Origin of the sequence: Celeribacter sp. (assembly GCF_048259695.1) — a bacterium.
GTDB lineage: Bacteria > Pseudomonadota > Alphaproteobacteria > Rhodobacterales > Rhodobacteraceae > Celeribacter.
Map to the genome: position 1 here is coordinate 121,356 of NZ_JBLXHL010000003.1, position 20,663 is coordinate 142,018.

At 58.4% G+C, this 20,663-nt stretch carries 18 protein-coding genes; 13 read left to right on the forward strand and 5 right to left on the reverse strand.

All coding sequences use genetic code 11. The annotated features are described in order from the left end of the window. The first annotated feature begins 43 nt into the window (after nucleotides 1-43). The 7 genes from prfB (at nucleotide 44) to ACN0Q0_RS06500 (ending at nucleotide 7,399) form a co-directional block, all read left to right on the forward strand. On the forward strand, nucleotides 44-1,168 hold the full coding sequence (gene prfB / locus ACN0Q0_RS06470; RefSeq protein ID WP_417242566.1) for a peptide chain release factor 2: 1,125 nt from the start codon (nucleotides 44-46) through the stop codon (nucleotides 1,166-1,168). A 279-nt stretch (nucleotides 1,169-1,447) separates the two neighbouring features. Next, complete coding sequence (locus ACN0Q0_RS06475) at nucleotides 1,448-1,882, forward strand: YeeE/YedE family protein (RefSeq protein WP_417242567.1); 435 nt, start codon at nucleotides 1,448-1,450, stop codon at nucleotides 1,880-1,882. Nucleotides 1,883-1,884: 2 nt separating this feature from the next. Further along, nucleotides 1,885-2,316 carry a DUF6691 family protein gene (locus ACN0Q0_RS06480; RefSeq protein ID WP_417242568.1) on the forward strand — a complete coding sequence of 144 codons (432 nt, stop codon included), beginning with the start codon at nucleotides 1,885-1,887 and terminating at the stop codon, nucleotides 2,314-2,316. Between the two features lie 43 nt (nucleotides 2,317-2,359). After that, a complete protein-coding gene (locus tag ACN0Q0_RS06485; RefSeq protein WP_417242569.1) occupies nucleotides 2,360-3,250 on the forward strand; it encodes an MBL fold metallo-hydrolase in 891 nt (296 codons plus the stop codon). Between the two features lie 93 nt (nucleotides 3,251-3,343). Then, nucleotides 3,344-3,760: a TIGR01244 family sulfur transferase gene (locus ACN0Q0_RS06490; protein ID WP_417242570.1), complete on the forward strand. Its 417-nt coding sequence runs from the start codon at nucleotides 3,344-3,346 to the stop codon at nucleotides 3,758-3,760. 126 nt (nucleotides 3,761-3,886) lie between these two features. Then, complete coding sequence (locus ACN0Q0_RS06495) at nucleotides 3,887-5,563, forward strand: TIGR01244 family sulfur transferase (RefSeq protein ID WP_417242571.1); 1,677 nt, start codon at nucleotides 3,887-3,889, stop codon at nucleotides 5,561-5,563. A 99-nt stretch (nucleotides 5,564-5,662) separates the two neighbouring features. Beyond that, nucleotides 5,663-7,399 carry a SulP family inorganic anion transporter gene (locus ACN0Q0_RS06500; protein ID WP_417242572.1) on the forward strand — a complete coding sequence of 579 codons (1,737 nt, stop codon included), beginning with the start codon at nucleotides 5,663-5,665 and terminating at the stop codon, nucleotides 7,397-7,399. A gap of 50 nt (nucleotides 7,400-7,449) precedes the next feature. On the opposite strand, the gene ACN0Q0_RS06505 is transcribed toward ACN0Q0_RS06500, so the two are convergent. The 5 genes from ACN0Q0_RS06505 to ACN0Q0_RS06525 form a co-directional block, all read right to left on the reverse strand. Beyond that, a complete protein-coding gene (locus ACN0Q0_RS06505; RefSeq protein WP_417242573.1) occupies nucleotides 7,450-8,772 on the reverse strand; it encodes a TRAP transporter large permease in 1,323 nt (440 codons plus the stop codon). 1 nt (nucleotide 8,773) lies between these two features. Beyond that, nucleotides 8,774-9,280, reverse strand: coding sequence for a TRAP transporter small permease (locus ACN0Q0_RS06510; protein WP_417242574.1), 507 nt, complete (start codon nucleotides 9,278-9,280; stop codon nucleotides 8,774-8,776). 113 nt (nucleotides 9,281-9,393) lie between these two features. Next, nucleotides 9,394-10,515, reverse strand: coding sequence for a Gfo/Idh/MocA family protein (locus ACN0Q0_RS06515; protein WP_417242575.1), 1,122 nt, complete (start codon nucleotides 10,513-10,515; stop codon nucleotides 9,394-9,396). Nucleotides 10,516-10,528: 13 nt separating this feature from the next. Further along, nucleotides 10,529-11,584, reverse strand: a complete 1,056-nt coding sequence (locus ACN0Q0_RS06520) for a sugar phosphate isomerase/epimerase family protein (protein ID WP_417242576.1) — start codon at nucleotides 11,582-11,584, stop codon at nucleotides 10,529-10,531. Nucleotides 11,585-11,626: 42 nt separating this feature from the next. After that, on the reverse strand, nucleotides 11,627-12,691 hold the full coding sequence (locus ACN0Q0_RS06525; RefSeq protein ID WP_417242577.1) for a LacI family transcriptional regulator: 1,065 nt from the start codon (nucleotides 12,689-12,691) through the stop codon (nucleotides 11,627-11,629). Nucleotides 12,692-12,980: 289 nt separating this feature from the next. On the opposite strand from ACN0Q0_RS06525, the gene ACN0Q0_RS06530 reads away from it, so the two are divergent. The 6 genes from ACN0Q0_RS06530 to ACN0Q0_RS06555 all read left to right on the forward strand — a co-directional run bounded on the left by ACN0Q0_RS06530 (nucleotide 12,981) and on the right by ACN0Q0_RS06555 (nucleotide 20,655). Then, nucleotides 12,981-14,213 carry an ABC transporter substrate-binding protein gene (locus ACN0Q0_RS06530; RefSeq protein ID WP_417242578.1) on the forward strand — a complete coding sequence of 411 codons (1,233 nt, stop codon included), beginning with the start codon at nucleotides 12,981-12,983 and terminating at the stop codon, nucleotides 14,211-14,213. A 106-nt stretch (nucleotides 14,214-14,319) separates the two neighbouring features. Then, nucleotides 14,320-15,249, forward strand: a complete 930-nt coding sequence (locus tag ACN0Q0_RS06535) for a carbohydrate ABC transporter permease (protein ID WP_417242579.1) — start codon at nucleotides 14,320-14,322, stop codon at nucleotides 15,247-15,249. Beyond that, a complete protein-coding gene (locus ACN0Q0_RS06540) occupies nucleotides 15,242-16,159 on the forward strand; it encodes a carbohydrate ABC transporter permease (protein WP_417242580.1) in 918 nt (305 codons plus the stop codon). The genes ACN0Q0_RS06535 and ACN0Q0_RS06540 overlap by 8 nt, the downstream gene beginning before the upstream one ends. A gap of 4 nt (nucleotides 16,160-16,163) precedes the next feature. Next, on the forward strand, nucleotides 16,164-17,255 hold the full coding sequence (locus tag ACN0Q0_RS06545; RefSeq protein ID WP_417242581.1) for an ABC transporter ATP-binding protein: 1,092 nt from the start codon (nucleotides 16,164-16,166) through the stop codon (nucleotides 17,253-17,255). Nucleotides 17,256-17,542: 287 nt separating this feature from the next. After that, nucleotides 17,543-19,969: a beta-mannosidase gene (locus ACN0Q0_RS06550; RefSeq protein WP_417242582.1), complete on the forward strand. Its 2,427-nt coding sequence runs from the start codon at nucleotides 17,543-17,545 to the stop codon at nucleotides 19,967-19,969. Beyond that, a complete protein-coding gene (locus ACN0Q0_RS06555; protein WP_417242583.1) occupies nucleotides 19,966-20,655 on the forward strand; it encodes a D-lyxose/D-mannose family sugar isomerase in 690 nt (229 codons plus the stop codon). Before ACN0Q0_RS06550 ends, ACN0Q0_RS06555 begins: the two co-directional genes overlap by 4 nt. Nucleotides 20,656-20,663 lie beyond the last annotated feature (8 nt).

Below are 20,663 nucleotides of genomic sequence, written 5' to 3' on the forward strand. Positions count from 1 at the left end.
GTATCTGTGCACGAACAAATTCCAGTTCCCGAAAGGTGCCCCTGTGCGCGCAGAGATCGAAAACGCCGTCGAGAAAATCCGCAAATCAGTCGCGTTGTTGAAACAGCGTCTGGATTGGGAAACCGCGCCGCATCGCTTGGAGGAATTCAATGCGATGATCGAGGATCCGACCCTGTGGGATGATCCCGAGCGGGCGCAAACCCTGATGCGTGAACGTCAGATGTTGATGGATGCTCTGGACACGGCCACGCGTATCGAAACGGATATGAACGACAACATCGAACTCATCGAGATGGGCGAGATGGAAGAGGACCAAGAGGTCATCACCGACGCCGAGGAGGCGCTCAAGGCGCTCGAAATTACCGCCGCCGAGAAAGAGCTCGAGGCGCTTCTCGATGGCGAGGCCGATAGCAACGATACGTTCCTTGAGATCAACTCGGGCGCGGGCGGCACCGAGAGCTGCGACTGGGCATCGATGCTCGCGCGGATGTATGTCCGGTGGGCCGAGAAGAAAGGCTATAAGGTCGAGTTGCAATCCGAGAGTGCCGGCGAAGAGGCGGGGATCAAATCCGCCGCTTACAAAATATCGGGTCACAATGCCTATGGGTGGCTGAAATCGGAGAGCGGCGTGCATCGCCTCGTGCGGATCTCGCCCTTTGATAGCGCCGCCAAGCGCCATACCTCGTTTACATCCGTCAAAGTCTACCCTGTGGTCGACGACAATATCGAGATCGAGGTGAACCCGTCCGATATCCGCATCGACACCTATCGCTCGTCGGGGGCGGGTGGTCAGCACGTCAATACCACCGATTCCGCCGTGCGCATCACCCACCACCCCACGGGGATCGTGGTGACAAGCTCCGAAAAATCCCAACACCAGAACCGCGACATCGCGATGAAGGCGCTCAAATCGCGCCTGTACCAGATCGAACTCGACAAACGTTCGGCTCTGGTCAACGAGGCGCACGAAAACGCGGGCGATGCGGGGTGGGGGAACCAGATCCGCTCCTATGTGTTGCAGCCGTACCAGATGGTCAAAGACCTTCGCACCAACCACGAGACCTCCGATACAAAGGGTGTTCTCGACGGTGATCTCGACGGGTTTATGGCGGCCACTCTGGCGCAGAACGTTGCGGGGAAATCGCGTGCGGATGCGCAGGGCGAGTAACCTGACCGTCCGGATGACGACACGATTATCAACGTAAAAAAGGCGCCGCGGAAAACACCGTTGGCGCCTTTTTCGTTTTACAACAGGGGGGGCGGCCCATCGGGCCTCGTAACTATGCGACACATCTTAATTATTGCATCTTATGTGACAAACTCACCGACGACAGGCACCGGATTGGGTAAATACGCTGTAACAAAGCGCGAAAAGCGCAACGACGAAGGAAACGCACATGACTGAACTGGCAACGACCACGCCCGCCCCGACTGTGAGGGCGGCGCTATGATCACCGAATTTACACCTTGGGCCTCGCTGATTGGCGGCATTCTTATCGGCCTGTCCGCTGTGATGTTGATGGCCTTTCAGGGCCGTGTGTTTGGCGCGACAGGTATTCTGGCGGGATTTATGACGCCACAAAGTTCGTCCGACTGGACATGGCGGGCCTTGCTTTTGGCGGGGATGGTCTCGGGGCCGCTCGTTTTCCGGATCTTTACGGGGGACATGCCCGCGATCGACGTGCCTGTGTCCAATGTGGCGCTTGTCATCGGCGGGATCATTGTGGGTCTTGGCGTCACCTTCGGATCGGGATGTACCTCCGGCCACGGGGTCTGTGGTATGGCGCGCCTGTCGCCACGCTCGATCACCGCGACCGTTACGTTTATGATTTTCACCGCGATCACCGTGTTTGTGGTGCGCCATGTGGTGGGAGGGATCTGAGGATGAAAAACCTTTTGACCTACCTCACGGGCCTTGTGTTTGGCGTCGGGATTTCCATGTCCGGCATGGCCAACCCCGCAAAAGTGATCAACTTTTTCGACGTCTTCGGCACTTGGGACCCGTCCTTGGCCTTTGTGATGGGCGGTGCTGTTGTCGTGACGTTCTTTGGCTACCGCGCCGTGTTCAAACGCTTTGAGACCCCTGCGTTCGAGCCCGTGTTCAACGTCCCGACAAGCCGCGTGATCGACGCCAGACTGATTGGCGGTTCGGCGGTATTCGGGATCGGGTGGGGCATTGCGGGCTTTTGCCCGGGCGGCGCGCTTCCCGCGATCGGGACACTTGATCCGGCTGTGTTGATCTTTTTCGCCGCACTGGTTGTCGGCATCTTCATGGCCAAATTTATGATGCAGCGCCCTATGCGCCGCAGCCGGTAATCCGCGCGTGATCCGCGCACTTGAAACACTTGAGGAGAAAGATATGACTGCGACTTATCCCGTTGATATGGCCCTGACCCCTGACGTCAAAGCCTTCTTTGATCCTGCGACATGGACCATTTCCTATGTGGTCAAGGATCCCGCCTCGAACGCCTGTGCGGTGGTTGATAGTGTCATGGACATCGACTACGCGGCGGGGCGCATTTCGTATGAAAGTGCGGACGAGATCATTGCCTATGTGCGCGACAACAACCTGTCGGTCGAATGGTTGCTCGAGACGCATGTCCACGCCGATCACCTGTCGGCGGCGCCTTATCTTCAGGACAAACTGGGCGGCAAAATCGGCATCGGGGAAAACATCACCATCGTGCAGGACGTGTTCGGCAAGGTGTTCAACGAGGGGACGGAATTCCAACGCGACGGGTCACAGTTCGACCGTTTGTTCAAGGACGGCGATACCTACACTGTTGGCGAAATGACCTGCTTTACCATGCACACACCGGGTCACACGCCCGCCTGTATGACGCACACAATGGGCAACGCAACCTTTACCGGCGACACGCTGTTTATGCCCGATGGCGGTTCGGCGCGGGCCGATTTTCCGGGCGGAGACGCCGCGACACTTTATGACAGCATCCAGAAAGTGCTGTCGCTGCCTGACGATATGCGTCTGTTCATGTGCCACGACTACGGCCCCAACGGGCGCGCCATCGCGTGGGAAACCACGGTTGGCGATGAAAAAGCCCACAATATCCATGTCGGTGGGGACAAGACAAAGGCCGATTTCGTCAAGTTTCGCGAAGAGCGCGATGCACAACTCGACATGCCCCGGCTGATTATTCCCTCTTTGCAGGTGAATATGCGCGCAGGTGAGTTGCCGCCCGCCGATCAAGATGGCAAAACCTTTCTGAAGGTGCCGGTCAACGGTCTGTGAACACGTCTCACCCGATGTGTGAACGGGACTGCCCGCGCCACCGGTTTGCCATGGCAGGGCGGGTTGGTCCCATACACATCAGGAGAGGCGGATATGGATTTTAATACGGTCAATGACGGGCTTACCGTTAGCGGACAAATCACATTGGAAGAGGTTCAGATTCTCGCGGACAAAGGGTTTCGCACCGTGATCGACAATCGTCCCGACGAAGAAGTCGAGGGCGCGTTGCAATCGGAGGCGATGGCACAGGCGGTGAAAGCGGCGGGTTTGAATTTCCTCTATCTGCCGATCTATCCGGGGCAATTCACGGGTGATCTGATCGACGAGACGAAAAAGGCCTTCGCGGAACTGGATGGGCCGATTTACGCTTACTGTCGCTCCGGCACGCGCTCGGTCACGGCATGGGCGCTGTCCCAAGCAGGCGAGCAACCGGCCGGGGACATTATGAAACAGGCGGCGGGCGCAGGTTACGACCTGAGCGCGATCGCCGGATACCTGTCGGGACGTTAGGGTCCACGCGCCGCCCGCGCGTCTCCCCGCCGCCGCTGACGATCATGCCCCTTTCACTTGGGGAAAACGTTTGGCTTATGACCACAGTTGGAGATGGTCAGCGGCTTTTTGCGAGGAGACGCACATATGGATCTTAAGAAAATTTCGGATGGCCTGACCGTTTCCGGCCAAATTCAACTCGATGATCTGACCAAACTGGCGCGCCGCGGGTTTCGTTCCGTGGTGTGCAACCGCCCCGATGGCGAGGCCGCCGATCAACCGAGCCACGGCGAGATCGAAAAGGCCGCCAAAGACGCAGGGCTCGAATTCCGCTATCTGCCCGTCACCCCCGGTATTGTGACCGAAGAGACCGCCGCCGAGTTCCGTGCTGCACTCACTGAATTGCCCGGTCCGGTGTTCGGCTATTGCCGCACAGGCACGCGCACCGCGACGCTGTGGTCGCTGGCGATGGCCAATGAAAAATCCGTCGTCGATATTCTCGCCGCGACCAAGGCGGCGGGCTACGACATGACGGGTGTGGCACGCCGCATCGCCAATGGTGGCGTGACGCCCACCGATAGCGTCGAGGACGCACGATATGACGTTGTGATCATTGGGGCGGGGGCCGCAGGGGTCGCCGTGGCCTCGTCTCTCAGATCGCGCAAACCCAACCTTGAGATCGCAATCATCGACCCCGCCGACATCCATTACTATCAACCCGGTTGGACGATGGTCGGCGCGGGTGTGTTTGATGCGCAAACCACAGCCAAAACCATGGGGTCTCTCATCCCGCGCGGGGTGCATTGGATCAAATCGGCGGTCGCCGCGTTCGAGCCCGAGAATGATGCGATCATTCTGGATGGCTGCCGCGTGGTGAAATACAACCGCCTCATCGTCTGTCCGGGTCTCAAACTGGATTGGGGCAAGATCAAAGGCCTCGAAGAGACGCTTGGCAAGAATGGCGTGACGTCGAATTACCGTTACGATTTGGCCCCTTACACGTGGAAGCTCGTGCAAAAGCAAACCGGTGGCCGCGCAATTTTCACCCAACCGCCGATGCCGATCAAATGTGCCGGTGCGCCGCAAAAGGCCATGTACCTGTCGGCGTCCGAATGGGAAAAACAGGGCAAGCTTGCCAAGATGGACATCCAGTTCATGAACGCCGGTGGTGTGTTGTTCGGGGTGAAAGATTACGTGCCTGCCCTTGAGGAATACGTCAAACGCTATGACGCCAAGCTCAATTTCTTTCACAACCTCATTGCCGTGGATGGACCCAACAAAACCGCCACGTTCGAGGTCAATAAACCTGATGCCGCGCCCGAAACCGTAACGGTCGAGTTCGACATGCTGCACGTCTGTCCGCCGCAAACCGCCCCCGATTTTATCCGCGTCTCGCCCCTGGTTGATGCCGGTGGTTGGGTCGATGTGGATCAGGTCACGCTGCGCCACAAAACCTTTGAAAACATCTGGTCGCTTGGGGATGTGATGAACGCGCCAAACGCCAAAACCGCCGCCGCCGCACGGATGCAGGCGCCCGTTGTGGCCGCCAATATCGCCGCCGACATCGACGGAAAAGGCCCGCAAGCCGCCTATAACGGCTACGGATCCTGTCCCCTCACCGTCGAAAAGGGCAAGATCGTTCTGGCCGAATTCGGCTATGGCGGAGTGTTGTTGCCGTCCTTCCCCAAATGGGCACTGGATGGCACCAAGGCGACACGGCGGGCGTGGATTTTGAAAGAGCAAATCCTGCCACCTGTCTATTGGAAAGCCATGCTGCGCGGTAAGGAATGGCTGATCAAGCCGGAAAAAGTCACCGCGAAATAACCGGTTCCTCCCATCCCTTTAACAGGCCGCCTTTCGGGGGCCTGTTGTCCGCCCCCCTTAGAAAAGGTCAGCCCGCCCGTGTCGTTTGATCCACGCAAAATGCGCCGTTATCTCCCCATTCTGGATTGGGGATCGAAATACAATATGGACACCTTTACCAATGACGGCATCGCCGCATTGATTGTGACCATCATGTTGATCCCGCAATCGCTTGCCTATGCGCTGCTCGCGGGGCTGCCCGCCGAGATGGGGCTTTACGCGTCTATCCTGCCGCTCGTGGCCTACGCCATTTTCGGCACATCGCGGGCCTTGGCCGTGGGGCCTGTGGCCGTTGTGTCGCTGATGACCGCCTCGGTTGTGGGCAATATGGCATTGCAAGGCACGGCGGAATATGCCGCCGCCGCGATCACTCTGGCCTTTTTGTCTGGTTTAATTCTGCTTGCTATGGGTCTGTTCCGGCTTGGTTTTTTCGCCAACTTCCTGAGCCATCCGGTGATTGCGGGCTTTATCACCGCCTCGGGCATCCTGATCGCCGCCTCGCAGGTCAAACACCTGTTGGGCATTTCGGCGGGCGGGCATACCTTGCCCGAGCGGATCGGCGGTATCATCGAGAATATCGGTGACGTGAATGTCATAACGCTCGTCATCGGTGTTGCGGCCACGGCGTTTTTGTTCTGGGTGCGCAAGGGGTTAAAGCCGTTCCTCATCGCCAAGGGCTTCACGCCGCGCATGGCCGATATCGCCGCCAAAGCGGGGCCTGTGGCCGCCGTTGTGGTGACGACACTTGCCTCCGCGCTGTTCCAGTTGCAAAACCACGGCGTGAAAATCGTGGGCGATGTGCCGCGCGGATTGCCGCCGTTGACGCTGCCCGCCTTCTCGGGCGAGGTGTGGGCGCAATTGTTTGGCGCGGCGATCCTCATCTCCATTATCGGCTTTGTCGAGTCCGTCTCCGTGGCGCAAACGCTTGCCGCCAAAAAACGCCAACGCATCGTGCCCGATCAGGAGCTGATTGGCCTTGGTGCATCCAACGTGGCCGCCGCCATTTCGGGCGGCTATCCCGTCACGGGCGGTTTCGCCCGCTCGGTGGTCAATTTCGATGCAGGGGCAGAGACGCCGGCCGCGGGGGCGTTTACCGCCATTGGCATCGCCTTTGCCGCACTCTTTTTGACGCCACTGTTATATTTCCTCCCCGTTGCCACGCTGGCCGCGACCATCATTGTGGCCGTGTTGTCGCTTGTTGATTTCTCGATTTTGAAAACAACATGGGGCTATTCAAAGGGGGATTTTGCCGCCGTGCTCGCCACGATTTTGCTCACCTTGGGCTTTGGTGTCGAAACGGGCGTGTCCGCAGGGGTCATGCTCTCGGTCGGTCTGCATCTGTACAAAACCTCGCGGCCGCATGTGGCCGAGGTGGGTCTGGTGCCGGGCACAGAGCATTTCCGCAATATCAAGCGCCACGAAGTGCTGACCACGCCCGAACTGGTGACGATCCGTGTGGACGAGAGCCTGTATTTCGCCAATGCGCGGTTTCTGGAGGACTATATCCTTGATCGCATCGCGGAGGATTGCGACGTCAAACACGTGGTGTTGATGTGTCCTGCGGTCAACGAGATTGACAGCTCCGCTTTGGAAAGCCTTGAGGAAATCAACAAGCGCTTGCAGGACGGCGGGATCAAGTTGCACCTGTCGGAGGTCAAGGGGCCGGTGATGGACCGGTTGCAAAAATCGCATCTGCTGCATGATCTGACGGGGCAGGTGTTCCTGAGCCAATACGCCGCGATGAAGGCCTTGGGCGATGTGACCAAACCCGCGACGCCGGCAACGGCCACCGCCTGAACGTCCGATGATATGAAACGCCCTTCCGGTGTGGCGGGCGTTTCATGTCGCTAGTACATCCACCGCACAAGGCCGAGTGTGAGCGCGGGAAACGCCACCAGAAGGGCCACACGCACCAGATCGGTGACAACAAAGGGCAGGGTGCCTTTGAACGTCTCGGAGATGGGAATGTCTTTGGCCATCGCGTTGATAATAAACAGGTTCATCCCGACAGGCGGGGTGATCAACCCGACCTCCACCACGATCAGGACCAGAATGCCGAACCACAATCCGAACTCGGACGGCGCCACACCGAAATCGAGGGCCGCCATGATCGGAAAGATGATCGGCACGGTGAGAAAGATCATCGACAGGCTGTCCATGATGCACCCGAAGGCCAGATAGAGCAGCAACACGGTGGCAAGGATCAGCCAGGGGGAGACCTCCAATGCGCCCGCCCATGCCGCCGCTGATTGCGGCACGCCAGAGAGCGCCAGAAAGTTGTTGAACACCTTTGCGCCGATCAGGATCAGGAAAATCATCCCCGTGGATCCTGCGGTTTCCAGTGTCGCCTCGACGGTTTTTCCCCATGTCAGCCCGCCCGAGGTGAGCGCCAGAATGCCCGTGCCGGCCGCGCCCACGGCGGCGGCTTCGGTCGGGGTGAAAACCCCGAGGTAAATTCCGCCGACGACCATGGTAAAGATTGCCAACACAGGTGCCACATCCCAAAACGCCCGAAGCCGTTCGCCCAACGAGGCTTTGTCACGCACGCCGCTGCTGTGCGGGCGCACGCGGACATAGATCGCGATGCAGATGACATAACCGAGGGCCGCCAAAAGACCGGGGACAAAGGCCGCGACAAACAGTTTGGCGATGTTTTCCTCGGCGAGCATCGCATAGATGACCAAAATCACCGACGGCGGTATCAGGATGCCAAGCGTGCCGCCCGCCGCCAATGCGCCCGTGGCCAAGCGCCCCGTGTAGCCGTATTTGCGCAATTCCGGCAGGGCCACTTTGCCCATGGTTGCCGCTGTGGCCAAGGACGATCCGCAGATGGCACCAAAGCCCGCACAGGCGCCAATGGCGGCCATCGCCACGCCGCCTTTGCGGTGGCCGAGCCATGTTTCCGAGGCCTTGAACAGCGCCGCCGACATGCCGCCCAAGGTCGCGAAATGCCCCATGAGCAAGAACAGCGGGATGATGGAAAACGAATAGGACGAAAACTCGCCATAGACGAGGTGTTTGAGTTGGCTCATCACCATGATCGTGTTGCCGTTGAGCACATAGGCGCCGCCAAATCCGACCGCGAACATGGCGACCCCGATCGGCACGCGCAAAAAGATCAGGATCAGAAGGACGGGAAAGGACCAGAGGCCAATTTCGAACCGGCTCATGTCAGGCCTCCTTGCCGATGAGGGCGCGGGTGGCGCGCAACACGCAAAAAAGCGCCACGATCACGCCGGCGGTGCAGGCAAGCATCGCGGCACGGTAGCCCCAAACCACCGGAATTTGCAGGATAAAACTGGTCTCGCCATAGGCGCCTTTTTCAAGCATTCCCAGATAGAGCCGCCATGCGACCAACCCCGTGAACACCGCCATGAACAGATCGCCAACCAGATCGAGCACACGGTTGATGCGATTTCCAAAGACGCGCTGCAACATATCGACCCGTGCATGGGCGCGGGCGAATTGCGCATAGGGCAGGGCGCAAAACACCGCAAACCCGATACCGAACTCGACCAGTTCGATATCTCCGGGAATGGCCTGTAGCCCGACGACATCAAGCGCCCGCCCGATGACGGAGACGCAGGTCAAAAGGATCACCGTGAAGAGGGCAACGCCACCCGCCACGGCCACGGCCCGTGCCAATCCGCCTACCGATTTTTCAACCACCCAATACATGCCGCTCCCCTTTGTTGCTCCCCTTTACGCCAATGGTATGGCCGCGCTCAATGAAAAAGACCGCACGGCGGCGGCCATGCGGTCCTGATCGGTGTTGCAGGTGGCAAACGCGGTTACAACGAGACCCACGCCCCGTCTTTGGCCGAGCTGTCGATGCACGCCTTGATAAAGCGCATACCTGTGAGCCCGTCCTCGATGCCGGGTGTCAGACCCGCGCCCGCATCACCCGTGCGGATCATGTCGGCGGCGTCCTTGTAGATCGAGGCAAAGCCTTCGAGGTAGCCCTCGGGGTGACCCGGCGGGATGCGCAACGCCTGGGCGGAGCCGATCTTTTGCGCTCCACCACGGGTGAGGATTTGTTTCGGCTCGCCAAACGGGGTGAAGGTCATCACGTTGGGGTTTTCCTGACACCACTCGATGCCGCCCTTGTCGCCGTAAACCCGCAACGATAGCCCGTTTTCATTGCCGACGGCCACCTGAGACGCCCAAAGCGTCCCCTTGGCGCCGCCTTTGAAACGGAACCGGCATTCAACGTTATCATCGACTTCGCGCCCCGCCACAAAGGCCGTGAGATCGGCCGACATCGTGTCGACCTCAAGCCCTGTGACAAAACTCGCGAGGTTAAAGGCATGTGTGCCGATATCGCCCACGCAGCCGCCCGCGCCCGAGCGTTTGGGATCGGTGCGCCATGCGGCCTGTTTGTTGTCGGGATCGGCGGGTTCGGTCAGCCAGTCCTGCAGATATTCCACCGCGACAAACCGCAACGTGCCAAGGGCGCCACTTTGCACCATCTCGCGGGCCTGACGCATGAGCGGATAGCCGGTGTAGTTGTGCGTCAGGATAAACTGCTTGCCCGATTTGGCCACGGCGGCGGCGATTTTCTCGGCGTCTTCAAGGGAATGCGCCAAGGGTTTGTCGCAGATTACGTTGATCCCCGCCTCCAGAAACGCAACGGCAGGACCGGCGTGCATGTGGTTGGGCGTGACGATGGCCACGGCGTCGATCCCGTCCGCGCGGGCGGCCTCGGCGGTGGCCATTTCGGCGTAGGAGCCGTAGGAGCGATCCGCCTCGATCCCGAGATCGGCCGCAGAAAGTGCCGCACGTTCGGGGTCCGAGGACAGTGCGCCTGCGACCAGATCCCATTCGCCGTCGATGCGGCTTGCGATGCGGTGAACGCCGCCGATGAACGCACCACGCCCACCGCCGACCATGCCGAGTTTGAGTTTCTTGTGCATGTGTAAAGCTCCCTTATAGACCGAGCATACGGTTGATTTGTTCCTTGTCCGCCGCGCCACCCGCGAAATCGTCAAAGGTTTTGTCGGTCAGCTCGATGATGTGGCTTGCGATGAACGGCGCGCCCTCTGCGGCCCCTTGCTCGGGTGATTTCAGGCAGCATTCCCATTCCAGAACCGCCCATGAATCGTAGCCGTATTGCGCCAGTTTGGAGAAAATGCCGGAGAAATCGACCTGACCATCGCCAAGGCTGCGAAAGCGCCCCGCGCGGTTGGTCCAGCTTTGATAACCCGAGTAAACGCCTTGGCGCCCGTCGGGGTTAAATTCGGCGTCCTTGACGTGATAGGCGCAGATGCGGTCGTGGTATATGTCGATAAACTGAAGATAATCAAGCTGTTGCAGCAAGAAGTGAGACGGGTCGTAGTTGATCTGTGCCCGCTCGTGGCCGCCCAGAGCATCCACAAACATCTCGAATGTCGCGCCGTCGAACACGTCTTCGCCCGGGTGGATTTCGTAGCCAACGTTGACGCCGTGCGTGTCGTAGACATCAAGGATCGGTTTCCAACGCCGCGCCAGTTCGGCAAAGGCTTCCTCGACCAGACCTGCGGGGCGCTGTGGCCACGGGTAGAGGTACGGGAAGGCGAGCGAGCCGGTGAAGGACACGGAGTTATCAAGGCCAAGTTTGCGCGAAATCGCCGCCACTTTTGTCACCTGATCGACGGCCCACGCTTGGCGGGCTTTGGGGTTGCCGTGCAGGTGAGCGGGGGCAAAGGCGTCGAAGGCTTCGTCATAGACGGGGTTCACCGCGACCAACTGGCCCTGCAAGTGGGTGGACAATTCGGTGATCTCGACACCCGCATCGGCGCAGATGCCCTTGATCTCGTCGCAATATGTGTCGCTCTCATAGGCCTTGTCCACATCGAACAGGCGGCCATCAAAGGTCGGGATTTGCACGCCCTTATACCCGAGGCCTGCGGCCCATTTGGTGATGTTTTCCAGTGAGTTGAACGGGGCCTCGTCGCCTGCGAACTGTGCGAGGAAAAGGGCGGGGCCTTTCATAGTAGATGCCATAGGTCACTCCAGTGCTTGGTTTAGGTGTTTTAAAACTATAGGTTATGTCGCGTTTTCGGGTGTTTGTTTTGCGCGCAGGGGGTCCGCAAAGGTCGGAATGGCCAACTCCTGAACCGGTGGGCGGCTCGGGTGGTCGATGGCCTGTAGGGCGGCACGCGCAAGCGACGCCCCCGTCGCGCCCACATCCTCGGAAACCACAAGGATTTTCGGGCGAAACAGGTTGAGAAACGAGGTGGCCTCTTTGGAAAAGGCGTCGAAATCCTCCCCCAACACCCGGCCGACCGCCTCGGCGCCGCCGATTGCGGCCACGGTGGCGTTGGTCGATCCGCAAAGGATCGCGTCGACTTCGGGGTGGGCCTTGAGCGCGGCACGCACCGACGTTTCCACATCTTTGATGCAGCTGTCCGTGGTGACATCTTGCAACACAAGGCGGGTCATACCCGTGCGCGCACAGGTCTCTTTGGTGCCATCCAGAATGTCCTTGCCATAAAAATGGTAGGCGGGCGGGGCAACGACAAGCACGCATTTGCGACCTCGACGGGCCAGAGCCTCGATGCCCAACTCGCCAAAGCGACGGTTGTCGAAATCGCAATAGGGATGGGTGTCGGACCAATTGGTGCGCCCGTGGGTGACAAAGGGAAATCCCTTTTGCATGAGGTAGGCCACACGCGGATCGTCGGGCTCGGTCTGGTTGAGGATGATCGCATCCGCCGATCCGGTTTCAACCACATAGCGCACGGGGCGCATGGGGTCTTCGTCGGGGAAAAACGGGGTGACGACGAGGTGATAGGGCGTGTGGCGCAACCCGCCCGCAATCGAGGACAACAGACGCGCGGTGTGGTTCATGATGTCATGTTCGGTCGAGACGATCAGCGAGATGACATTGGTTTTACCTGTGCGCAGACGCACACCGGCGCGGTTGGGCAGATAGCCGATGCGGTCGGCACATTCGCGCACCCGTTTTTTGGTGTCGGCGGAAATGTCGGGCGCATCATTGAGCGCACGGCTGACCGTGGCCACGGCAAGTCCCGTGATGCGCGAAATTGTTTTCAGTGTCGGGCGCTCACCCGGCATAAGATCGTCGCCGTGATCTGGCGTATCGGTCATTTGCGTCCTCCCTGATTCGAGCGATTCGGATCGTTTTTGATCTCTTTTGCCCCAAAGTGATTCCCACAAATCACCCTGTAAGTCCCTATATTTCGCCCCCTCAAGTTACCGCTAACAGTAATAATATGTGGTCCGGGGACGTTTTTTGATAATTTTTCTTGTTTCGCCGGAATTGGCTGACATACTTCGACTATAGGTTCGCATTGATCACATATCTAGCGTGTTTGCGAAAACTATAACGTTTCAGTTGGATCTGTAACGTTTACGTAATCTAGGGAGGACTACCTACATGAAACTTGTCAAAGCGCTTTTGAGTGCCACGGCGATCACCGCTGCTGCATCTGCTGCCTATGCGACCGACCTTGAGGTCACGCACTGGTGGACATCGGGTGGCGAAGCTGCTGCCGTTGCTGAATTCGCAAAAGCATTCAACGAGAAAACAGATCACAACTGGGTCGATGGCGCCATCGCGGGCGGCGGCTCTACCGCGCGTCCGATCATGATTTCGCGCATCCTCGGCGGTGATCCGATGGGCGCCACACAGTTCAACCACGGTCGTCAGGCACAGGAACTGATCGAAGCGGGCCTTATGCTCGATCTCACGGATGTGGCCGAAGCCGAAGGGTGGAAAGATGTCATTCATCCCGCGTCCTTGCTCGATAGCTGTACGCTTGACGGTCGCATTTACTGTGTGCCTGTGAACATTCACTCGTGGCAGTGGCTCTGGCTCAACAATGCCGCCTTTACCGACAACGGCATGGCTGTTCCGGCCAACTGGGACGAATATGTCGCCGCAATGCCCGCGCTCGAAGAGGCCGGTATCGTTCCGCTCGCATTGGGTGGTCAGGCATGGCAGTCCTCCGGTGCGTTCGGCGTGTTGGCCATCGCGTTGGCCGGCCCCGAGGCATGGCTTGCTGTGAACAAAGACAAGGATGCGGACGTCGCCGGTGGCGAAGCCTACGCAAAAGTGTTCGCGGCGGCTGCCGCTGCGCGTGAATATTCCAAAAACACCAACGTTCAGGACTGGAACCTTGCAACGGCCATGGTGATCGAAGGCAAGGCCGGCGGTCAGATCATGGGTGACTGGGCGCAGGGCGAGTTTGCTGTGGCCAAAAAGGTTGCCGGCGAGGACTACACCTGTCTTCCGGGTCTGGGTGTGAACGAGCTGATCGACACCGCCGGTGATGCGTTCTATTTCCCCAAGAACGACGATGCCGAAATCGAGGCCGCGCAAAAAGAACTGGCAGCTTTGATGCTGTCCAAAGAAGTTCAGGTTGCGTTCAACCTCAACAAAGGCTCGCTTCCCGTGCGTGGTGACGTGGATCTCTCCGCCGCCAACGATTGCATGAAAAAAGGTCTGAAAATTCTCGCAGACGGCAAAACCATGCCCTCCGGCGACATGCTTCTTTCGCCTGACACCTCCGGTCAGATCGAAGACCTGATGACACAGTTCTGGTCATCCGACATGTCCGCCGAAGATGCTCAGGCGACCTACGCTTCGATCATCGCGAAAGCTGACTAAGGTGTAGCAATTGAACCCGACCGGAATAGCCTCCGGTCGGGTTTGGTTTTTTATGCCCGTGAAGACGCTGAAAACGGCGCGCGCGGCATGAGGGGGAGAACTCAAAATGGCTGTAACCGACACCGGACAGATCAGGGCAGGGCGCAATTATGCCAAGCGCCCAAACCGTCTGTTCAAGAATATCAACGCCAAGATCGCGGCCTTGCCGATGATCCTCACCGCGTCCGTGATTTTTATCGGATGTTCGATCTGGACCATCGTCCACTCGTTCACCAACTCCAAACTTTTGCCAAAACTCGATTTTGTCGGGTTCGACCAGTACGAGCGCCTCTGGGGCTCTGCGCGTTGGCTCGTCTCCGTGCAAAACCTCGTGATTTTCGGTGTGTGCAGCCTGATTGCAACCTTCTTCATCGCCTTTATCCTCGCGGCGCTCCTTGACCGTAAAATCCGGTTCGAAGACGGGTTTCGCACCATTTTTCTCTACCCTTTTGCGCTGTCGTTCATCGTGACGGGCCTTGTCTGGCAGTGGATTTTGAACCCCGAGTTCGGGTTGCAATCTATCGTGCGCGGTCTGGGGTGGGAGAGCTTCAATTTTGACCCGCTCTACAACCCCGACATCGTGATTTTCGGCGTGCTCATCGCCGCACTGTGGCAGGGCACGGGCCTGATCATGTGCATCATGCTCGCCGGTTTGCGCGGCATTGACGAAGACATCTGGAAGGCTGCGAAAGTCGACGGGATTTCCACGATCAAAACCTATTTGCTCATTATTATTCCGATGATGAAACCGGTGTTTGTCACCTCGTTGGTGCTCGTCTCCGCAGGCATCATCAAGGTCTATGACCTCGTGGTCGCCCAGACCTCCGGCGGGCCCGGGATTTCGTCCGAAGTGCCTGCAAAATACGTCTACGACACGCTGTTCCTGCGTCAGAACCTCGCACAGGGCTTTGCCGCCTCGACCATGATGTTGGCGATGGTTGTCGTGATCCTCATTCCTTATGTCTACCTACAATACGGGGGCAAGAAAGATGGCTGATATGTCCAATAATGCCCCCAACCGCATGGTGGATGGCCCCTCTGGCCCCAAACCCAAACGCGCCTTGACCCTGTCCAACCTCATGGTCTACGGCACGCTGATCGTGTTCTCGATCTACTACCTCTTGCCGCTTTATGTGATGTTGATGACCTCGCTCAAGGACATGGCCGAAGTGCGCGTGGGCAATATCTTTTCCCCGCCCGAAAACATCACCTTCCAACCCTGGATCAAGGCATGGTCAGAGGCCTGTACAGGGATCAACTGTGACGGTTTGAGCCGTGGCTTTGGCAACTCCGTGCGCATCCTGATCCCGTCGCTGATCATCTCGATCGCCGTGGCATCCGTGTCGGGTTACGCACTGTCGTTCTGGCGGTTTAAAGGCTCCGAGGTGTTTTTCAACGTCCTCATCATCGGTGCGTTTATCCCCTATCAGATCATGCTGTATCCGATTGTGATCATCCTGCGCGAAATGGGGATCTACGGCACGCTCGGTGGCCTCGTTATGGTTCACACGATCTTTGGTATGCCTATCAATACCTTGTTATTCCGCAACTATTTCGCCTCCGTTCCGATGGAACTGTTCAAGGCGGCGCGGGTTGACGGGGCGGGATTCTGGCAGATTTTCTTCCAGATCATGTTGCCGATGTCGCTGCCGATCTTTGTGGTGTCGATGATCATTCAGGTCACGGGCATCTGGAACGATTTCCTGTTCGGCGTGGTCTATACCAAGCCCGCAATCTACCCGATGACCGTGCAACTCAACAACATCGTGAACTCGGTGCAGGGGGTGAAAGAGTACAACGTCAACATGGCGGCCACTCTTCTCACGGGCCTCGTGCCGCTCATCATCTACTTTGTTTCCGGCAAACTGTTCGTTCGCGGCATCGCCGCCGGCGCCGTGAAAGGCTAAGCTCATGACACTTGAAATCGACAACGACAACGTCTCCGTTTCCATCAAGAACCTCGATCTGAGCTTTGGCTCGGTGAAGGTTCTCAAAAACCTCGACCTCGACATTGCCAAAGGCGAGTTTCTGGTTCTGCTTGGCTCCTCGGGCTGTGGGAAATCCACGCTGTTGAACTGTATAGCGGGTCTGCTCGAAGTGTCGGGCGGCCAGATCCACATCGGTGGCGAGAACGTCACATGGGCCGAACCGTCCGAGCGCGGGATCGGTATGGTGTTCCAATCCTACGCGCTCTATCCGCAGATGACGGTGCGCGGGAACCTCTCCTTTGGTCTCAAGAACGCAAAAATGCCCAAGGACGAGATCGAAAAGCGCGTCGCACGGGCCGCTGAAATCCTTCAGATGGAAGCGCTCCTTGACCGTAAACCCGGCGCCTTGTCGGGCGGTCAGCGCCAACGTGTGGCCATTGGCCGTGCGCTCGTGCGCGATGTGGATGTGTTCTTGTTCGATGAACCTTTGTCGAATCTGGATGCCAAATTGCGCACCGAGTTGCGGGTGGAGTTGAAACAACTGCACCAACGGCTCGAAAACACGATGATCTACGTGACCCACGATCAGATCGAGGCCATGACACTGGCCGACCGCATCGCCATTATGAAAGACGGTTTGATCCAACAGCTCGATACCCCCCACGGGATCTACGACAAGCCCGTGAACAAGTATGTGGCTGATTTCATTGGCTCTCCCGCGATGAACTTCTTTGAGGGCAATGTGGACAGCGGCCTGTTTACCGCAGGCGATCTCAAGATTGACCTCAAAGGCTACGAGTTCACCCCTGCGGGCAAAACCGGTGGTCCGGCGTGGTTCGGCATTCGTCCCGAGCACGTCTACATCGACAAAGAGCTGCCCGTGATGATCGATGTGAAAGCGGAGATTGTCGAGCCGATGGGCGCAGATACGCTTGTCTGGACCCATGTGGCGGGGGAGCCGTTCCGTATCCGTCTCGACGGTCAGGCCAAGGTGAGAACCGGCGATATGCTTCGGGTCGGGTTTGACCCCGCGCGGGCCTCGATGTTCGACAAAGCGACCGAAGAGCGCCTGTAAGGGGCGCCTGCAGACCACGGACCGGAGCACGGCGCGACGCTCGTACTCCGGTCCATCCACAAACACACGGGCGAGACGCGCAAGGCATCTGACATATGCGCCGCGCCACCACATTTAACCCGAGGTCCCGTCACCCACGTCAAAGGGGGGCGAGACGTCACGACGACTTACCGCGTGATTGATCCTGCTGCGTGCAGATCAAGCTCAAGGTACGTGTGCCGAGTTTTGACGATTTCGGATCCCGAAGTCACTCGACATGCGAGCTGCGCTCTACAAGGGATCAAACAATGGCTATGTCATTGACACTTAAAGATAACTGGACCTTCTCCGACGACACTGGCGCATATAGCGTCCCCGTCACATTGCCTTTTGACAGCGTGTCTGCGTTGCGCACGGCGGGCAAAATCGACGATCCCTATTGGGGTCGCAACGAATATGATTTGCGATGGATTTCCGAACGCACCTGGGTGGCCAAGCGCAGCTTTGACCTGACCGAGACCAATGTGGAATTGGTGGCCGAGGGTCTGGACGGTGTGGTCGACGTGCGCGTCAATGGCACAACCGTTCTCAATGCCGACAACAGCTTTCGCACCTTTCGCGTCGATCTGGCCGGGGTGGCCAAAACCGGCGCCAACGAGATCGAATTGCGGTTCCGCTCTGTGGTGGACGAGGGCAAGGCCCGCCACGATGCACAGGATTTTGTAATCCCCTATGTCAAGTGGAACAACCCGATTGCCCACGGCAACATGCTGCGCAAGCCGCAGTGTGATTTCGGGTGGGACTGGAACATTGCGCTTGCCCCCTTTGGTGTTACGGGGTCGGTGGATATCGTGACCAAGGCCAAAGCCCGTCTGGATTATCTGCACATCGCGCAAGAGCACCACGACATTGAGAGCGACAGTGTGACGGTGATCGTGACCGCCCATGTGGCGGGCGATGCCGAGGGCGATACCGTGGAGATGTCCTTTGGCGGGCGCACCCGCACGGCTCAGGTCAAGGGCCGCGTGGCGCAGGCGAAATTCTTTATCGAGGCGCCCGAGTTCTGGTGGCCTGCGGGTCAGGGGATGCAGCCGCTATACGACCTTGAGGTCCGTATGAACGCGGATGTTCTGGAACGCCGCATCGGGTTGCGCCACATCGCGTTGGTTGTTCAGGATGATGACGTTGGCACCTCGTTCAAGTTCAAGGTGAACGGGCGCGAAGTTTTTGCCAAGGGCGCCAACTGGATCCCCGCCGATGCCTTGTCGGGCCGGATCGACCGCGCGGAGGTCCGTGATCTGCTGCAATCCGCCGTGGACGCCAATATGAACATGATCCGCATTTGGGGCGGTGGCCGCTATGAGCCGACGTGGTTCTATGACATGTGCGACGAGATGGGTCTGATGGTCTGGCAGGACTTCATGTTTGCGTGCAACCTCTATCCCGCCGACGCGGCATTTTTGGCCAATGTCGAGGCGGAGGTGCGCGAAAACGTGCGCCGGATGCATCATCACGCCTCACTGGCGCTGTGGTGTGGCGACAACGAATTGCTCGGGGCGCTCAACTGGTTTGACGAAAGCAAGGCCAACCGCGACCGCTATCTGGTCATGTATGACCGCCTCAACCGCACCTTGGAAAAGACCCTCAAAGAGGAAGATCCGCACGCAATCTGGTGGCCGTCGTCCCCATCTCCGGGCTATTTCAACTATGGCGATGCCTGGCATGACGACACCTCGGGTGACATGCATTTCTGGTCGGTTTGGCATGAAAACAGGGATTTCGAACACTACCGCGATGTCAAACCGCGCTTTTGTTCCGAGTTCGGGTTCCAATCCTACCCGTCCAACAACATCATCGAGATGTTCACAAACCCTGAGGACCGCAATATCGCGGCGCCCGTATTCGAGAGCCATCAAAAGAACGACGGCGGCAATGAACGGATCGCGGCGACGATGTTCCGCTATTTCCGCTTCCCCGTCGATTTTGCGAACTTTGTCTATCTGTCACAGGTGCAACAGGGGCTCGCGATCAAGACGGCCGTGACCTATTGGCGCTCGCTTAAACCGCATTGCATGGGCACGCTTGTGTGGCAACTCAACGACACATGGCCCGTGTGCTCATGGTCGTCGCTCGATTATGGCGGCGGGTGGAAATTGCTGCACCATATGACGCAGAAATTCTACGCCCCTGTGACGGTTGTGGTGAACCCCGGGAATGGCAAAGACCACTTTAAGGTGGTCAACGACACGGGCGAAACTGTTGATGTCACTGTGCAAATTGCGGCTGTGAATATGCACGGCGTGGCGCGTCCGCTGGCCGATGCAACGCTGTCGGCATGGGCGTCAAAGGCGCTTGATCTGGTGTCACTGGATCATGGCACGCTCAACGATGACGAGATTTACGTGTTCACATGGCAGGCGGGCGAGGGCGATGAGGCCACCACGGGCGGCGATTTCTATGCGCCCAAAGCGTGGAAAACCTATGACCTGATCAACCCCGAAATCACCCACGACATTGCCGAGGTCGATGGTGTCTACGAGATCACGCTGACTGCACAGGCGCTTGGCCTGTTTGTCTCGCTCGAATCCACCACGCAAGGGCGGTTCTCCAACAATGCCATTACCATGCTGCCCGACCAAACGGTGACAATCACCTTCACGCCTAAAGTCGCAGGCGAGACACCTGATTTCACCATACGCGATCTCTATTCCGCCACCTATGGAGCCGACACATGAAGCGTTCAATCGTCAACGAGATCATCGCGGAGAGCGACAAATTCATGCGCTCTTTCGGGTTTGTGATGCCGCCCTTTGCCTACCTCAACCCGACGGGCCTGAAATCCTATGTCACCGATGGTGGCGCCATGGTGCGCGACCATATGCTCGGGTGGGATATCACCGATTATGGTCAGGGCAACTACGAGGATCTGGGGCTGTTCCTGTTCACCGTGCGCAACGGATCAGACGCCAATGTGACACGCGGCATGGGGATGCTTTATGCCGAAAAGATGTTGATTTCCAACGAAAACCAGATCAGCCCGATGCACCACCACATCAAAAAGACCGAGGACATCATCAACCGTGGCGGGGCGACATTGGTGATTGAATTGTTCACCCGTGCGCCCGATGGGTCATGCGACCCGAACGCTCCCGTCGAGGTGATGACGGACGGGCGGATGCGCACCCTCAAGGCGGGGGAGTGCCTGCGTCTCGAACCGGGGGAAAGCGTGACGCTCGAGCCGTGGCATTGGCACGCCTTTTGGGGCGAGGGCGGCCGCGTTCTGATCGGCGAGGTGAGCAACGTCAACGACGATCGCACCGACAATATTTTCCGTGAGCCCATCGGGCGGTTCGGAACAATCGAAGAAGATACGGACCCCGTGCATCTGCTCGTGTCCGATTATGACAAATGGCTCGCGTAAATCGCGAA

What these genes read in the sequence shown, in the direction of transcription:
- ACN0Q0_RS06475 (WP_417242567.1), top strand. Translation starts at nt 1,448, where the DNA reads ATGATCACCGAATTTACACCTTGGGCCTCGCTGATTGGCGGCATTCTT.
- ACN0Q0_RS06480 (WP_417242568.1), top strand. Translation starts at nt 1,885, where the DNA reads ATGAAAAACCTTTTGACCTACCTCACGGGCCTTGTGTTTGGCGTCGGG.
- ACN0Q0_RS06485 (WP_417242569.1), top strand. Translation starts at nt 2,360, where the DNA reads ATGACTGCGACTTATCCCGTTGATATGGCCCTGACCCCTGACGTCAAA.
- ACN0Q0_RS06490 (WP_417242570.1), top strand. Translation starts at nt 3,344, where the DNA reads ATGGATTTTAATACGGTCAATGACGGGCTTACCGTTAGCGGACAAATC.
- ACN0Q0_RS06495 (WP_417242571.1), top strand. Translation starts at nt 3,887, where the DNA reads ATGGATCTTAAGAAAATTTCGGATGGCCTGACCGTTTCCGGCCAAATT.
- ACN0Q0_RS06500 (WP_417242572.1), top strand. Translation starts at nt 5,663, where the DNA reads ATGCGCCGTTATCTCCCCATTCTGGATTGGGGATCGAAATACAATATG.
- ACN0Q0_RS06505 (WP_417242573.1), bottom strand. Translation starts at nt 8,772, where the DNA reads ATGAGCCGGTTCGAAATTGGCCTCTGGTCCTTTCCCGTCCTTCTGATC.
- ACN0Q0_RS06510 (WP_417242574.1), bottom strand. Translation starts at nt 9,280, where the DNA reads ATGTATTGGGTGGTTGAAAAATCGGTAGGCGGATTGGCACGGGCCGTG.
- ACN0Q0_RS06515 (WP_417242575.1), bottom strand. Translation starts at nt 10,515, where the DNA reads ATGCACAAGAAACTCAAACTCGGCATGGTCGGCGGTGGGCGTGGTGCG.
- ACN0Q0_RS06520 (WP_417242576.1), bottom strand. Translation starts at nt 11,584, where the DNA reads ATGGCATCTACTATGAAAGGCCCCGCCCTTTTCCTCGCACAGTTCGCA.
- ACN0Q0_RS06525 (WP_417242577.1), bottom strand. Translation starts at nt 12,691, where the DNA reads ATGACCGATACGCCAGATCACGGCGACGATCTTATGCCGGGTGAGCGC.
- ACN0Q0_RS06530 (WP_417242578.1), top strand. Translation starts at nt 12,981, where the DNA reads ATGAAACTTGTCAAAGCGCTTTTGAGTGCCACGGCGATCACCGCTGCT.
- ACN0Q0_RS06535 (WP_417242579.1), top strand. Translation starts at nt 14,320, where the DNA reads ATGGCTGTAACCGACACCGGACAGATCAGGGCAGGGCGCAATTATGCC.
- ACN0Q0_RS06540 (WP_417242580.1), top strand. Translation starts at nt 15,242, where the DNA reads ATGGCTGATATGTCCAATAATGCCCCCAACCGCATGGTGGATGGCCCC.
- ACN0Q0_RS06545 (WP_417242581.1), top strand. Translation starts at nt 16,164, where the DNA reads ATGACACTTGAAATCGACAACGACAACGTCTCCGTTTCCATCAAGAAC.
- ACN0Q0_RS06550 (WP_417242582.1), top strand. Translation starts at nt 17,543, where the DNA reads ATGGCTATGTCATTGACACTTAAAGATAACTGGACCTTCTCCGACGAC.
- ACN0Q0_RS06555 (WP_417242583.1), top strand. Translation starts at nt 19,966, where the DNA reads ATGAAGCGTTCAATCGTCAACGAGATCATCGCGGAGAGCGACAAATTC.